The sequence below is a fragment of the Pedobacter albus genome (genome assembly GCF_036324255.1).
In the GTDB taxonomy this organism is placed as follows: domain Bacteria; phylum Bacteroidota; class Bacteroidia; order Sphingobacteriales; family Sphingobacteriaceae; genus Pedobacter; species Pedobacter albus.
On record NZ_JAZDQT010000003.1, the window covers coordinates 573,139 to 589,111 of the forward strand.

Consider the following 15,973-nt stretch of genomic DNA (forward strand, 5'->3'; position numbering starts at 1 on the left):
CAATCAGTCCATATACGTCTCGATTCACAATGAAAGAAATAACAAGCATTCCCAACGCATCCAGAACCTTTGATGCATTGCGTAATCTGGGTTACGATCTTAATGCATCAATTGCAGATGTAGTGGACAATGCAATTACAGAAAAGGTTGCTGCAGATAGTATTTCTATAACATTTTCTAATCCTTCAAAACAGAAAACAGTCTGTCGTATTCAGGACAATGGGTGTGGCATGAGTCATCGTGAACTAGAAGAGGCAATGAGGCTAGGTACAGAGACGACTTATGAAGAAAAGGATCTGGGTAAATTCGGTATGGGGATGAAGACAGCCTCTCTTAGCCATTGTAATATTCTTACAGTTATCTCTAAGAAAAGGGGTTCTGAAATCTGCGCTTACCGCTGGGACATCGGGCATGTAAGAAAAAAAGGCTGGACTCTATTGGAACTCACCAAAAGTGAAGTTCAGGCCTTATTGAAAAAAGAAATGATCAACTTGGGTGAAAGCGGTACAATAGTTTTATGGGAAGATGTTTTCTGGCTTAACGAACAGCTTGCTTCCTATGCAAATGATAAACATCGTAATAATTTCTATTATCGGCTTATAGAAAATGTAAAGCTTCATCTTGGCATGGTTTATCATCGATTTTTGGATGGTAGCCTAGGCGAAAAAACTGCCATTAATCTTAGCGTTAATGACTCAAAAGTCGAGCCCTGGGATCCTTTTTGCAGGGGAGAAGCAAATACAAAAATAGTGCCCTTGAAAAGTGATACACAAATATTCAGAATACAAGGTTACAAATCGCCTGTACGTATTGCCGCATATGTTGTTCCTGCTAAAGAAGCGTTTTCTTCAGAAGAAGCCTGGAAAAATGCAAAAGGGTTGTTATCCTGGAACGATTCCCAAGGCTATTACATTTATCGGGCGAACCGGATTATACGATTTGGTGGATGGCATGGTACAAAAGCGAAAGATGAGCATGATAAGTTGGCGAGGTTGAGCATAGATATTGACTCTGAATTGGATGAATTATTTAGGATTACCGTTAATAAAGCGAGGGTGCAGTTTCCCCAAGCATTGTTTCAGCATTTAAAGAATGTAGTAAATCCAGTTGTTGTTAAGAAAGCTAAATCAGCATACAACAAGTCAGACGACCGGCTAACTGTCAATAATAGGTTTCGAAGAAATGATGTTTCTATTGCAGGAATATCCAGAGACCTGATGGACGAAAATGAAATAAAGACGAAAAATAGTTCTAAGGACAACAAAGCATCTGTAGAGGTCAATAATCCCACGGGGACCTGGTTATCGAATAAAGTCAGCGAGTTCTTGAAATATGGGAATGAAAAAGACTATGAAATAATATCAGATATACTTGAGGAAGACAGTTTGTGGAAAATTATTTGTGATGACGAAAGCAAATTTAAGGTAATCGTAAATGCAGCCCATCCGTTTTATAAGAAGGTTTATAGTACTGCCACAAACAAAAATGTAACGGATGCGGTTGATGCCCTGATATTTTCACTCGCATTTGCCGAACTTTATAATAAAAATGATCAGAATGCGGGTCTTCTAGATACTTTTAAAAGTGTTTGCTCACAGGCCTTGAAAAGAATAGTAGCTCATGAATTAATTTAACTATGGAAGAAAGACACAAAGCCCAACTGGTGCAAAATATGCTCGATCGATTTGAGTACGTCGGTGCTGAAAATTTTAAATTGAATGAAGAATTGCAGCTGATTCTTCATCCTGTTAGTCGGCAACAACCTTCGGCAGAAACTATCGAGGAAATTGAACGACGTTTTCTTGAAAGAATTCAATATAAAAAATCCCATGACAGTGCTATTCTCATACCGGTTTCTGTTGTCTCCGATCCTAAACTACACGAGGAATGGTATGGAGACTGGATAGCAGAAAATAATAACAGAACGGGAAGTTATTACTGGAAACAGTTGGAGGATTTTCTGTCTTTCGAATTGACGCGGAAATATGGTGCTGAAGAAGCAGGGCGTGTAGTAAGATCGATAGATGAGGCGACACATTCAATAATGGAAAAACTTGCCAATCCTGCAAGAGCTGAGTTTACATATAAGGGATTAGTTGTAGGATACGTGCAGAGCGGTAAAACTGCAAATTTCACGGCATTGATAGCTAAGGCGGCAGATGCAGGGTACAAATTTGTGATAGTGTTATCCGGCATTCACAGCGTTTTGAGAAGACAGACACAGATACGTCTTGACAAAGAGCTGACCGGGATGAATGACCTCGGCATCAATGAACCGTTTATTTCTGAGCCTTCGGACGTTAAGCGGTGGAACCGTATAACAACCGCGCGCGTACGCAGAAGACGATCAAGAAACGGTCAGAATAAGATCAGTGACCTTGGGGAGTTTGATACTGTAAATGTCGACCCTTTTAATTCTCTGTGCAACAGGTCTACTCCTACTCTAGCAATCATAAAAAAAAATGTAAAAGTTTTGGATAGGCTGATCGAATATATTGCTAACTCTGATTCGGAAAACCGCGCAAAGATGCCGGTAATAATCATTGATGATGAGGCTGACCAAGCTTCTGTGGACAGCAATGCTAACGATCCGGATTCAGATCCCACCCACACAAATGAGCGGATAAGAAGAATATTAAGCCTCTTTCCAAGAAGAGCGTATGTCGGCTACACAGCTACCCCCTTTGCAAACGTTCTCATTGACATGCATTCAGAACATGCTGAACTACTTGATGATCTTTATCCCCGGAATTTTATTGTTTCACTTCCAGAGCCAAAAGGCTATTTCGGCACTAGGATGATTTTCCAGGGTCGGTTATCTCAGATGTTTGTGGAAGAAGTCAGAAATGTACAACAGGAACTCCAATCGTTATTGATAAATGGAAGCATGACTGACAATTTATCCCGCGCTATTGATCAATATTTATTTTGTTGTGCGGTAAGAAATCTGAGAGGGGACAGGATCAAGCCTATGAGTATGCTAATACATGTTTCGCATAGAATCAATGACATGACAACGTTGAATGGTATAATTAGCAGATATGTAGATGATTTAAAGGGAAGGTATCTTGATGTAAATCATTCAGACGCTCTAAAAAAGGAATTTAAATCTGTTTGGCAACCTTTTGCAGCAAATTCCATTGCTATAAATCAGGAATTACAGCTTGATAACATCTTGTCTGAATTTGAGGCAATTTGGACTGAATTACAAAATGTACTGCAGGCGCTTCGCATAATTGAACTAAATAGCTCATCAGAAGACCGGCTGGATTACACATCAGGTGAAGAAATGAAAATTATTGCGATTGGCGGCAATCAGCTGTCGAGGGGCCTAACCCTCGAAGGCCTTATGATCAGTTATTACTTACGTGCAAGTCGCCAGTATGATACCTTACTCCAAATGGGCAGATGGTTTGGATACCGCAATGGTTACGAAGATTTGACCAGGATACATACCACAGAGCAAATTTGGAACTTCTTTGAGCATCTTGCACTGGTTGAAGATGAATTACGCAGTGAAATATACAGGTATGAAGAAGAGGATTTAACCCCTCAACAAATGGCTATTGCCATTCGTGACCATCAAAATCTTAGTATAACAGCTCCTAATAAGATGGGAGCGGCTCAACCCCAACAATCATCATTTAGCAAGTCACTTAACCAGACCATATGGCTTCCGTTGGGTGAACCGGGAAAATTGAGAGCTAACTATAACTTGGGAGAAAACTTCATCAGAACCTTAAATTCAGAAAACGGTTTTCAAGCTTTATCAGGATCAGGTATTCACCTGATTCAAAGTGTAAGTGGACATACTGTTTTGTCAACTTTCCTTGAACGTTACACTTTTACTGATAGGAATTCAATAAATGGCCCCGGCCTCGATCATGAAGGCCTTCTGACATATATAAGAAGGCGTTTGACTGATCAGCAACATCCGGAATTGAAGCACTGGAATGTGGCGGTTGTCGGAAATATCACGCCTAATTACCCGGGAGATCCGATTAGTTATGGAGGTCTTAATATTAATCGGATTGGCAGAAGCCGTAAATTCACTTCAGCAGGCTACAACATCGGGGTATTGACTGAATCGGCACATTTAAAGATAGATCTTGCTCCTAATGCTTCTTCTCCCTACGAAGGAAGGTCTACACAAACCCCGCTTCTGTTACTGTATCTGATTGCAAAAGAAAGTCAAGCATCAGTTTCCAGGGCGAATCCTCTTCCTAACGAACGTGTGGATCTTTTCAGATCAGTTGATACGGAACATATTGATGTGCTTGGCTTAGCTATTGTTCTGCCCCAAAGCCAGTATGAACCAAACAGTTTTATCGGCCAATGAACTATAAGAATTTAATAACCGAGACCTGGAAGCAATTAGACCTTTCCGGGGACATAGTATCCGGATACAAAAGCTTGATGCTTACCAGCGATGGCCAATCAACCACGCCGCTACATATATTTATAGACGAAAAAGGACGCTCGCATCTTGCTATTGAAACGGTTACAAAAATTATAGAAGATCCGCTTGTAAATGGACTTTCAGTGACCATTCGGAGTTATCGTATGGGAGACGGAAACATCAGGCAAATGATAGACCTTTGCTGTAGCATCGGTAGTTATATAGAAGAGTTTACTGGAGTAATAAGAGAGATAGCAGAATGTATTATTGACAAGGGAGAAAATCCAGTAGAGGCGGTAACCAATGTGGTACGCAACTGGAGAATATTTTGGGGAAATCAAAGCAGACGGTTGCTCTCAGAAGAAGAGATGATAGGATTAATATGTGAGTTACAAATATTATATCATCTGTGCAGTATTAATATGTCTACTGCACTAAGTTCATGGACAGGTCCGCAAATGGGGAAAACCGATTTTAGTTTTACATCATGGGAGTTGGAGGTCAAGGCCACCCGAAATCTGAAAATAATCCATACAATTAATGGAATCGAGCAGCTATGGCAATCCGAGAATAAATCATTGGGCCTCATATCATTTCTTGTTTCAGTTACTGGTAACGATAATTCTATATCATTACCAGAGTTAGTTGCCCGTATAATTAATGATTATTTTATTAACAGGCCCGATTTGATTATTAGGTTTTACGAGTTACTTGCGGACGCAGGGTACGATGGCATTTTTATTGAACAGTATAGAAACTTCAAGATTGAATTATTGAGATCAACTTTTTATATCGTCGGAGATACATTTCCAAAATTAACCCCGGATGACCTGATTGCTCCACTGAACAACAGGATCTCCGGCATCAAATACAATATTTCACTAGAAGGACTTGTCGGAAAGAATCTTAATGAAATAAATTGGGGGGACTATTTTTATTGACTAATGTCATGCGCTTTCAGTCACTTCATAGCAGACAAGGCGTAAATTGGCCTATAGACGTCTTCCTTTTTTTATCTTTTTAATCGGCTTATAGGGATGCTCGGATTCTTTCAATTGAGATTCTGTAGCATAAGTATTTATATTAAGATCATTTTTATCATCTAATACGCCCTCCAAAACGGTTAAAACATCAATCAAGTGTTCAAAGAATTTCCCGTCATCGCTACAATCCCGCTTTACGATAAGTAGGGCGGGATTTTTGTTTTTAGGTAAGAATCAATCTCTCTCAAAAATGCTTCAAACGTAGGTTTTGGTTCGATTCCTTTAAGGTTTTATCTTAAAAGTTAATCCCATAAGATGTTGCTTAAAACTATCCCATAATGGAATTTAACAATATGGAATAGCATAATAATTAGCTTGACGTCGCAAGAAAATCTTGAACTCTATCTAGATTATGGTTTATAAGTTGTTAGGAATTTTATGTCAACAAGGTTTTCTTTATACATCTTTTGTAACGTTGCTATAATCAGCAGGAGGCTTAAGTTGCTGGCTTCATCGAGCTCTTGTTGAAATGCAGGGAGCTCCTCGAAATGATCAGCTTTGTGCATTGGCGGAAGCGGTATTGATCCGTGGTAATAACGTGATCGAATATCATACATCTTCTTAATCTGACTTTTGTAACTATTCATTTCTCCAAGAAATACTTGAATTTTTTCATTTAATTGGGTTGCAATCTGGTTGACTCCTTGAGTATATAACTTTTCGAGTGCCATCATTTTATATAAAACCGAATGAATTTGTCCCGAATCTCCTTGTACATACGACAAGTAGTTTAACACATATTGATATGAATTTTCAGGAATTTCACTAAATAAAATACCTTTTTCTGTAGCCCATCGATATAAATCGGTAAGCTTCAGAAATACTACATGCGGATAACCAGTTTTAATCCGAAGTTCCATAGCTTCGCGACAATTCATAATGCTAGGGATTGTCTCTAGGTGCCTATTCCCATTAATCCAGATGATTCCTTCACGCAGCTTTAGTGAACCTGGGCGTGCGATTTGGGAAATTATTAACAATTCAAAAATCCGATTACCAATCTCATTTGCAAGCGAATATGGTAATATTTCCATTAATTCTTTCTCATCTGTAACACGTGTAACCTCAGCACCCTTATGAATAGTTACAGGAAATAATGACAAATCGATGTTAAGATTAATCGTAAATTTTAGAGCATCTTCTACATGGTGCCATAGATAATGCTTAAAGATATTTTGAGTTTTTTGGAATGGAGCTTTTTTTATTACAGCTAAACCTGCATTTATTTCGGTAATGTGATCTTTCTTATCGAATATATTCTGCCTTAACAGCCGACGAATCTCGCCAAGAACAAGCTTTCGCTGTTCGAAGGGATAGTTCTCAAATAGCATATCAGGAAGTATAGAAAAATAAATTTCAATGACACATCTCATTTTCAAAATCAGTATTGGTTGTGGCTCTAGTTAGTTATTTTACATAGTTTATATTTAAAGTTCTTCTCTATTTGTGCCTCTATAAAAGTACTGAAAGCATCACAGAAACAAAAGCGGCTTCTATGATCGCCATTTCATCATGAGTTAATATGTTATTTACCCGCTAACCTTTCCAGAGATCTTTAATAAATTGGTTCGATCTCTTTCCCCTACGGGCTACTAAAGCCGTTAATCCTATGATTGACGGCTTTTTTATTGCATTGGATTTTGGAAATAGATTTTTAATATCCCTGCTTGGCAATACGGCTCTGCTAGAATAGCTAACCTTAATATTACTTAACCTGTTGTTTGAAAAATTAACTTGAAGTATATTAATTTAGATAATCCATATAACCTTATGAAAAGAACCCTATTGATTTTAGGCTGTATCTTGTACAGCCAGTTTTTATTTGCTCAAAAAAAGCTTCAACTCTTACAAATTCGTCCATTATCGGGACATGGAGGCTGGTTTCCAGTAAAAAGATCACCAATAAAGACACCGTGACAACCTATCCGGTAAAAGGCGAAATCCAAGAAACACTAAAAATGTTTAATGGAAGCCACTTTTCGTTTTTTACGCATGATTTGGAGAAAGGAAAGGTTAAAACTCCGGCCTTTAGTGCAGGTGCCGGTACTTATTCGCTTTCGGGCAATGCCTACAGCGAACACCTCATTTACTGCAGTTACCGGGACTGGGAAAATACCAAGTTTAAATTTACGCTGACTTTAAAAAACAATACGCTGATTCAAAAGGGTATTGAAAAAATAGACAGCTTAAACGTCAATCATGAAATTATAGAGGTTTACGTTAAAGTGAAATGAAAAAGCGCCAACCTTAACGGATTGGTGCTTTTAAGTGTTTAGCTAGAGCCTAGTTTTATTGCGCTGTGACATCCGACAAAGCCGATGTTAGTCTATCGGCTCCCAAAGCTCTACTTTGTTGCCTTCGGCATCGAGAATGTGTACGAACTTGCCATAATCGTAAGTTTCGATTTTATCTACAATGGTTACGCCTTCTTTTTTGAGTTCTTCAACTAAGGCTTCAAGGTTCTCGACCCTGTAATTGATCATAAAATCCTTGCTCGAAGGCTCAAAGTATTTGGTGTTTTCGGCAAAAGGCGACCATTGTGTTTGCGCTTTCTTGGTACTGTCTGCGCCTTCGTACCATTCGAAAGTTGCGCCATAAGGGTTGGTATTTAAACCCAAGTGCTTTTGGTACCACTCGGTCATCTTTTTGGGGTCTTTGCATTTGAAGAAAATGCCGCCAATGCCTGTTACTTTTTTCATTTTAGTTTGATTTTGTTTGGAAACGATTGTCTTGAATGCAAAACCTGAAAGAAAAGATGCCGTAATTGTTAAAGCGATCAATAATGTTCTTTTCATGTTGCAGTGTATTTGTGATTGGTATAAGGCTACCAATGCTTAAATATACGAGGCTGTTTAAATAAATAAAATGTTTTGCAAGATGAAACAAAAGGCGAACCGTTTGGCCCGCCTTGAAAATATTTTTAGGTACAGTGGCCGTTCACGCAATAGCCACTGCCTGGTATGATGTTGCCTACCGAGCCTGGAGGCCCGCCCACATATCTTCTTTCGGGACATTGCGTATCTGCAAAGCAGGGGCAGTCGGGGACATACTCGGTTTCCTTGACTTCGTCGCAGTAAGGGTCGTAGGGACGGAGCTCGATAGGGTCTCCGCCAAGAATTAGTTTCAGTTCGGAGCGGCTCAGCATTACATACGAGGCCGATTTCCAGTCGTTGAAATTTTTCATGATGATTTAGATTTGGTTAGACTGGAAATTACGAAAATATGCTGATAATCAGTTTTTTCGTATCGAAAAGAAATAGAAAGCTTAAGCCTTCTTTACAAATTCAGATTTAAGGGCCATGGCGCCAAAACCGTCTATTTTGCAATCTATATTGTGGTCGCCATCGGTTAAACGGATGTTTCTTACCTTGGTGCCGGCCTTAATGCTTTGCGCAATGCCTTTTACCGGAAGATTTTTAATGGTCACCACCGAATCGCCGTTTTGCAGGATGTTGCCGTTGCAGTCTTTTACCACTAACTCGCCACTCGGCGCAGCGGTTTCTTCTACGTTCCACTCGTGTCCGCATTCAGGGCAGGCGAGTAGGTCGTCCATTTGATAAGTGTAGTTAGATTTGCATTGAGGACAAGGAGGCAGTTCGGTCATTTTTTGTTCTATTTGGTTACAAAGATACGAAATATTTGTAGATGCTTCCTGTTGGCTTCGCTAGCTTAAATGTTCTGTCAAGCTTCCTTACCTGCTGGCTAGATTTAATTATAAGTTGTTGTAGGTGTGTAAGATTGATTTTTTGTTTATGTAAGAAATTGTGTTTAAGTTTATTAAGATAATAATTGTTTTCAATGGGTAACGACAATTTTTCGTCTGTGTTAAAACGATTTGTAGATGAATTAAAAATCCCTATAAATAGAGACGACCTTTCAAACGAGCTTCAGAAGCATCCGGATTATTATAGCCTCTTGGCTTACAGCGATGTGTTGATAAACTATGGTATTCAGACGAGCGCCTATACGATTGGCATCGAAAGCCTACCCAAAGTTTCCCTACCAGCGATTACCTATCTAGCAGATCGAAAATTTGCCGTCATTACCGAAGTAAATAATGATTACGTCGTATTATCGGATGATGAAAAAAAGCGGAAAAAAATAACGATTGATGAATTTAAAAAGAGATTTACAGGAGTAGTCCAGGTTAGGGACAAAAACGAGGGCGAAGTCCAAAGTTATCTACATGAGAAAAATAAAATTCAAGATCGGAATAATAGCTTTTATGTAAGTTTATTATTAATCATAGCATTAACCTTCTTATTTGCCTTTAATTCTAATGTACTTGGTAATTTTTCGTTTCCATTATTTTTTGTAGCCGTTACGAAGTGCTTAGGTTTTCTTTTTGCTATGTTACTGGTTATCCAGAGTATAGATGTTAATAATCCTTTGATCAATAGCTTTTGTAAGCCGGGGGAAAAGGTGGATTGTAATGCGATACTTTCATCAGATGCCAGTAAACCTTTTTCATTTGTGAGTTGGAGCGAAATTGGATTGTTCTATTTTTCGGGAAGCATTATGGCGCTGTTATTTGTCGAAAACCGGGAATTTGTGATTTCGGCGCTGGCCATTTTAAATCTCTTCGCTTTGCCCTATACATTTTATTCCATATACTATCAATGGAAGGTGGCAAAAAAATGGTGTACATTATGTTGTGCCGTTCAGGTAATATTGTGGCTAGAGTTTTTGGCATTTCTTCCTTATCTAACATTTAATATCCCTGATGGCAGCGTATTATCATGGGTCAATTTAATAGGGTTTTTTATGGTTCCTGTAATGATATGGGTTCTGCTAAAGCCTATTTTCTCAAAACTAAGCACGGTAGGTGTATTGCAAGACCAGCTGAGGATTCTTAAATACAATAAAAAAATCTTTAAGGCCGCCCTAAAAGCCGATCCTCCGATTGAAATGCCCGAAACCCATTTTTCGTTTGTTTTAGGGAGTACACATCCAGCGCATGTAATTGCCATTGTGCTGAGCCCATTCTGTCCGCCCTGTATAAAGGCATATAAACAAGTGGAAAATGCGCTCAATAGCATGAAAAACCTGCAGGTTAGAATTGTATTTGGAGGCAATTATGAAAAGCCAAATGATCAAATCATCAATATTCTTCGCCATTTTATTGCGCTGCGCACTAAAAACGATCCATTATTGACCAAAAATGCATTTTTTGACTGGTTTAATGGGATGAACCAAAATCAATCTGCATGGTTAAAAAAATACCCTGTTGATATTACACCAGAAACGGATGCTGTACTAGCACAGCACAGGAATTGGGTAAAAAGGCATCAAATACAAGAAACACCTACTTTTTTTATTAATGGCTATAAAATGCCTTTGCAATATCAGCTAAATGAACTTAAATATATGCTCAACGATTTGAGCTAAATTATTTTGACAATAAGCCTATCAGCCGGGGCCAAGGTCGGTTGTTTTTTAACTAAATACTATATATATGGATGAGTTTAGTAAATTAAACAGAGATGAAATGAAGCGAATTACAGGAGGAGAACCACCAGTCTGTAATGAAAACAATGCATGTTTCAATCAATTGGGACTAGCGGGCTTTTGTACGCTAGTTTCCAATGTTTCATGCATGTGCTATCGAGAAGATGAAGGTTTTTTTGACCCTCGCTGGTACTGCTCTTCTGTTTCTTAATCCCGTAGGTCACCTCAAGCTCATTGAGGTGACTTATTTTCTATTTCCATTGCTCATTCTTTTTCCTTATCCCCGCCCAACTGGTAGTTTTTGGCATTGATGCCATATTGCTTCTTAAACTCGCGACTAAAATATTTGGCATCGTTAAAGCCTACCAAATAAGCTACTTCAGCTACGTTGTGGATGCCTTCTTTGAGTAGCGCTTCAGCTTTTTTGAGGCGGATGGATTTGATGAAATCGTTAACCGTAAGATCGGTAACTGCCCTTATTTTTTTGTACAGTACCGGCGCTGTCATGCCAATATCCTTGGCCAATTCGGGTACGCCAAAAGTTTGATCGGCCAGCCTGGCTTCTATGCGCTGGATTACTTTTTCTATGAACTGCTGGTCGACGGTATTGAGCTGTGTCGATTCGTCAATGGTGCCGCTAAACTTCCTGCGCATAATTTTGCGCGACTGCAACAAATTGCGCACATGCAGGCCCAGTAGCTCTACGCTAAATGGCTTGGTAATATAGCTGTCGGCGCCGGTAGCCAGGCCATCAACTTGTTGCGCATGCGAATCCATGGCCGTTAGGATAATAACAGGGATATGCGAGGTCCGCTCGTCGATTTTAAGTTGGTGGCACATTTCGGTACCGTTCATTACGGGCATCATCACATCGCAAATAATCAAGTCGGGGATAGAGGCTATGGCTGTTTCCAATCCCTCTTGCCCGTTTTCGCATTCCACAATATGGTAGCGGCTTTCCAAAGAATCACGTAGCATTTGTCTGATTTCCCAATTGTCTTCCACAATCAGCACGGTTTCGCTGTGGTTTTCTTTGGTGCCGCTAGCCTCGGTAACTGCTGGTAGCGATAACGGAGCAAGGGTATGCCAGCTTTCGGCACCCGATTCTTGTGGCGTGGAGGTTGCCGTTTGGGGCTGTTCTTTTTTCAATAGCACGGTAAAGCGTGTATCGCCCGGCTTGGTTTCGGTTTCTGCAGTGCTTTCTAACAAAAGCTGTCCGCCGTGCGCCGTTACAATGCTTTTAGAGAGTGCCAAGCCAATACCCGATCCGATATGGGTAGAACCTTCGCGGTCTACCTGAAAAAAGTCGCTAAAAATTTTGTCACGGCTATCTTCGGGTATGCCTAGGCCGTTATCGTGAACGGAAATGGCTACCTGCTGGTTGTTATCGGCAATGGTTATGCTGATGGTTCCGCCATCGTTGGTAAATTTAAAGGCATTGGATAACAGGTTAAAGAACACCTTTTCGAGCTGGAGCTTATCGAACCAAATGCTTACTTCGGGTTGTTCGTAGCTGAAAGTATAGGTAATGTTCCGGCTCTCGGCCAGGTGCTCAAAGGCCTGAAAAATTTGTTGCACAAAAGGTACCAGGTCTTGTTGCGCAAATTTAAGCTTCAGGTGTCCTGTTTCGGTTTTTCTGAAATCGAGCAGTTCAGTTACCAACAAGTGAAGCCGGTCGGCATTGCTCTTGATGCGTTCTACCTGTTTATTGATGTCGGGCAGGTTGCGGGTATTCTTGAACAGGGTTTCGAGTGGAGCTAAAATGAGGGTTAAGGGGGTTCTGATTTCGTGCGAAACCTGCGTAAAGAACTGAAGCTTCATTTGCTGAATGTCTTCCGTGCGTTTGAGCAGGGCCCTTACAAAGAAATACCTGATGGTAACCAGCAAAATGGTGAAAAACACAATGAGGTAAAGCAGGTAGGCCCACCAGCTTGCCCATGGAGCAGGGCTTACGTGTATCTGCAGGCTACGTATAGGCTTGCCCGGAATGCCATCGTTGTTGAGCGCCTTGAGCATAAAACGGTAATTGCCTGCAGGCAGATTGGTATAGCTGGCACTTGGGTTAACGGTGGCAATCCAATCTTTGTCATAGCCGTCTAGCTTATAGAAATATTTGTTCTTGTCTGATTTAAGGTAGTTCAGCAACGAAAATTCTAAGGTAAACTGGTTTTGGTCGTGCCTAAAATCGAGCTTGTCGGTTAAATTGATCTGTTGTTGCAGAATATCATCGTCGCCACCAACTTTTAAGTATTGGTTAAAAAGCTTGAGGTCAGTAAATACCAAGGGCGATACAAAATCATTGAGTTCGATTTCCTGTGGATAAAAAGCCGTTAGACCATTAAATCCGCCAAAAAACAGCTGACCTTGTCTGTCTTTAAAAAATGAGCGAACGTTGAATTCGTTGCCGGCCAGTCCGTCGCTTTTGTTGTAGTTCCTGAAACGGCCACTCGTGGTATTGAGTTCAGAAATGCCATTGGAGGTACTGAGCCACAGGTTGTGGGCATTGTCTTCGATGATGCCAACTACGTTGTTGTTGACCAGGCCATTGGTTTCGCTGTAGGTAGTGAAAGTGCCTTTGATGCGGTCGAAAATGCTTAGGCCGGCTCTTGTGCCTACCAACAGTTTGCCATTGCTGCTTTCGGTCACACAGTTGATGTAGTTTGAAGGGAGCTTAAACTTGTTGCCTTCTTCTTTGGTATAGCTGTAGAGTTTTTTTAAGCCAAAATCGTAGCGACTAAGGCCGGCATTGGTGCCAATCCAGAGCTGTTGCCTGCTGTCTTGAAAAAGGCAGGTGATGTTTTTATTCTTTAATCGACCTTCTATGGGGCTTTTGCTGGTTTGGGCAGGGTAGTCGCCGTTTTTCTTTTCCAGTACCGTCAAACCATCAAAAGACCCAACCCATAAAGTACCTTGGCTATCCATTTCCAAGGCAATGATTTCGGCTGTGCCTATGGTTCCAGCGGTATCTTTAACGTTGGCAATATGCCTGAATTTGTTGTTGGCAGGGTCGAACAGGTTCAAGCCACCCCGGTGGGTCCCGATAAACAGCCTGTTGCTGGCGTCGCTTTCTTTTTTGATGATCTTAACCAGGTTGGAGCTGATGGAGTTTTGGTCGGCGGGATTGTTCTTGTAGCTTTTAAACGTATTGTTGGCCGGATTGAAATAATTGAGCCCTCCACCTTCGGTACCTATCCAAAAGCCTTGGCCAATTTCAACAATGGAACTTACCACGTTATTGCTCAGGCTATTTTGCTGTTTGCTGTTCTGGTAAACCTTAAAGTTGGTTAGGGTAGGATAAGAGATATTGACGCCACCAAAATAAGTGCCCACCCAAATATTGCCGTCCCTATCGGTAAATAAGTTGTGGATAGAGTTTTGGCTAATGCTATAGGGCTTTTCGGGGTCGTGCTGGTAATTGATGCAGTAGCCATTGGCGGGGTTTAAAATACTCAGTCCGTTTTGCGTGCCTACCCAAACCATGCCGTTTTTATCGAGCATTACCTCTCTAATATCGTTGTGTATGATGGAGTTGGGGTTGTTATCGCTATGCAGGAAAGACCGGATGGTTTTGCCATCGGGAGCAATTTGGTATAACCCGTTAGAAGAACCTACCCAAATATTGTGTTGCCTATCGCTTGCAATAGCCGTAATAAAGTCGTCGGTGGTTGAATTGGGCAAGGGTATTTTTTGATAGCTGATTTGATGGTTGTGGTAGCGCATGGTCATCAGCCCCTTGCCGGTACCGATCCAAAACAAGCCAGCTTCGTCCTGAAACATGCAATAGATATTGTTGACTTGATCTTTGGGCTTTTTGCTAAAGGAAAAGGTTTCGAAGCGTTTTTCTTTTTTGTCGGTCAGAAGATTGATGCTGCCTAAGGTGCCTACCCAAAGGCGTTTTTGCCGGTCTTGGTACAGGCTTTCTACGCTGCTGTTGCTCAGTCCTTTTACGGGTTCGAAAACATCTTTGTTGCCATTATAAACCGCAAAGCCTTTTGAAGTACCGGCCCACAGCGTGCCCTGGGCATCGGTAAGCAGGGCTGTGGTTTCGCCTGGAGGCAGGTCGGGATTGCTTTTTTCTTCGCTCTTGTAGATCTTAAAACGGTAGCCGTCGTAGCGATTAACACCTTGTCGGGTGCCTAGCCAGATGAGTCCAGTGCTGTCTTGCGCAACGGCCATGACCGAGTTCTGCGAGAGGCCGTTTTCTACCGTGAGGTTGGTAAAGGACAGGCGCCGTTGCGCCGCTGCCGGATTTAGGGCAATGAATAGCGTAAACGATAAAATGGAAAGGAACCGCGCGTAGAAATTCATTCAATAAGAGGCCAGGTTGATTAGCAAGATAAATATAGCAAATTATCCAAGGCTAGAGGCTTAATTCGCGGTTTAATCGCTTGTTTTAAGCTGGTTTGCTGATTATTCTACCTTTTCCGACAGAATTTTCATCTTTTTTAAGTTCCTAATCCGTCAGCTTTGTATAAGCACGAAAAGTGATTATCCGCCACTTTTCGTAACCAAACTAACCAAATGGGACAAATGGGTGCCAGCTCATTTTGTTCCTGACTTAACAACTAACCAAATAAATTATGAAAAAAGATTTACGCATTCGTAATCCCCGAAAGTGGAACCTGAAGCTGCTCTTTTGGTGTTTATTGATGTCTGTAGGTTTTATTTCCTGTAAAAAGGAAATCAAGACTTCGGATGTGTACACCCTTAGGCAATGGAAGGTAGACCTGAGCGCCAGTAACATGGTGCCGGCCATCAGTGGCCGAACCGATCATGCAGTTGCGGTATTTTACCTTATGACCGACAACAACCTGTATTACTACATTTACTTTGACCAGCCCCTGAACAACAACGACACGCCGGGCAAGGCCATTGTATACACGGGTGCTAGTGGCAGCAATGGTACGGTACTGATCGACTTGAGCAACGGCGCTTTTAATAGCGACCGAGAGGTAAAAGGTTCTGTCCCTTTGTCGAGTACCTTAATCAACGACCTTAACACTAAAGCAACTTATCTGCAAATAGCCTCTACGCAACAAGCCAATGGATTGGTGAGGGGCACCATGCAATCATACTAACCAAA

11 protein-coding genes are annotated in these 15,973 nt (G+C 41.0%); 6 read left to right on the forward strand and 5 right to left on the reverse strand.

All coding sequences use genetic code 11. From position 1 onward, the window contains the following. Window positions 1-29: 29 nt before the first annotated feature. From VRU48_RS17695 to VRU48_RS17705, 3 genes are read left to right on the forward strand one after another with little or no spacing between them, the layout of a single operon-like run. Window positions 30-1,634, forward strand: a complete 1,605-nt coding sequence (locus VRU48_RS17695; protein ID WP_330109249.1) for an ATP-binding protein — start codon at window positions 30-32, stop codon at window positions 1,632-1,634. Window positions 1,635-1,636: 2 nt separating this feature from the next. Then, window positions 1,637-4,339, forward strand: a complete 2,703-nt coding sequence (locus VRU48_RS17700) for a Z1 domain-containing protein (RefSeq protein ID WP_330109250.1) — start codon at window positions 1,637-1,639, stop codon at window positions 4,337-4,339. Continuing rightward, a complete protein-coding gene (locus VRU48_RS17705) occupies window positions 4,336-5,340 on the forward strand; it encodes a PD-(D/E)XK motif protein (RefSeq protein ID WP_330109251.1) in 1,005 nt (334 codons plus the stop codon). The genes VRU48_RS17700 and VRU48_RS17705 overlap by 4 nt, the downstream gene beginning before the upstream one ends. A gap of 452 nt (window positions 5,341-5,792) precedes the next feature. Here VRU48_RS17705 and VRU48_RS17710 read toward each other — a convergent pair whose 3' ends face one another. Then, entirely contained in the window at window positions 5,793-6,815 is a 1,023-nt protein-coding gene (locus VRU48_RS17710) for a hypothetical protein (protein WP_330109252.1), read from the reverse strand. A 540-nt stretch (window positions 6,816-7,355) separates the two neighbouring features. Between VRU48_RS17710 and VRU48_RS17715 the strand changes: the two genes are divergently transcribed. Beyond that, entirely contained in the window at window positions 7,356-7,676 is a 321-nt protein-coding gene (locus VRU48_RS17715; RefSeq protein ID WP_330109253.1) for a hypothetical protein, read from the forward strand. An 87-nt stretch (window positions 7,677-7,763) separates the two neighbouring features. Here VRU48_RS17715 and VRU48_RS17720 read toward each other — a convergent pair whose 3' ends face one another. The 3 genes from VRU48_RS17720 to VRU48_RS17730 form a co-directional block, all read right to left on the reverse strand. Further along, window positions 7,764-8,141: a VOC family protein gene (locus VRU48_RS17720; protein ID WP_330109254.1), complete on the reverse strand. Its 378-nt coding sequence runs from the start codon at window positions 8,139-8,141 to the stop codon at window positions 7,764-7,766. A gap of 221 nt (window positions 8,142-8,362) precedes the next feature. Then, entirely contained in the window at window positions 8,363-8,626 is a 264-nt protein-coding gene (locus VRU48_RS17725) for a hypothetical protein (protein WP_330109255.1), read from the reverse strand. 81 nt (window positions 8,627-8,707) lie between these two features. After that, complete coding sequence (locus tag VRU48_RS17730) at window positions 8,708-9,046, reverse strand: zinc ribbon domain-containing protein YjdM (RefSeq protein ID WP_330109256.1); 339 nt, start codon at window positions 9,044-9,046, stop codon at window positions 8,708-8,710. 194 nt (window positions 9,047-9,240) lie between these two features. Here VRU48_RS17730 and VRU48_RS17735 point away from each other — a divergent pair, with 194 nt between their 5' ends. Continuing rightward, on the forward strand, window positions 9,241-10,830 hold the full coding sequence (locus tag VRU48_RS17735) for a vitamin K epoxide reductase family protein (protein ID WP_330109257.1): 1,590 nt from the start codon (window positions 9,241-9,243) through the stop codon (window positions 10,828-10,830). A 324-nt stretch (window positions 10,831-11,154) separates the two neighbouring features. Here VRU48_RS17735 and VRU48_RS17740 read toward each other — a convergent pair whose 3' ends face one another. After that, on the reverse strand, window positions 11,155-15,198 hold the full coding sequence (locus VRU48_RS17740) for a two-component regulator propeller domain-containing protein (protein ID WP_330109258.1): 4,044 nt from the start codon (window positions 15,196-15,198) through the stop codon (window positions 11,155-11,157). A gap of 272 nt (window positions 15,199-15,470) precedes the next feature. Between VRU48_RS17740 and VRU48_RS17745 the strand changes: the two genes are divergently transcribed. Then, window positions 15,471-15,968, forward strand: coding sequence for a CHRD domain-containing protein (locus VRU48_RS17745; RefSeq protein ID WP_330109259.1), 498 nt, complete (start codon window positions 15,471-15,473; stop codon window positions 15,966-15,968). Window positions 15,969-15,973: the final 5 nt, after the last annotated feature.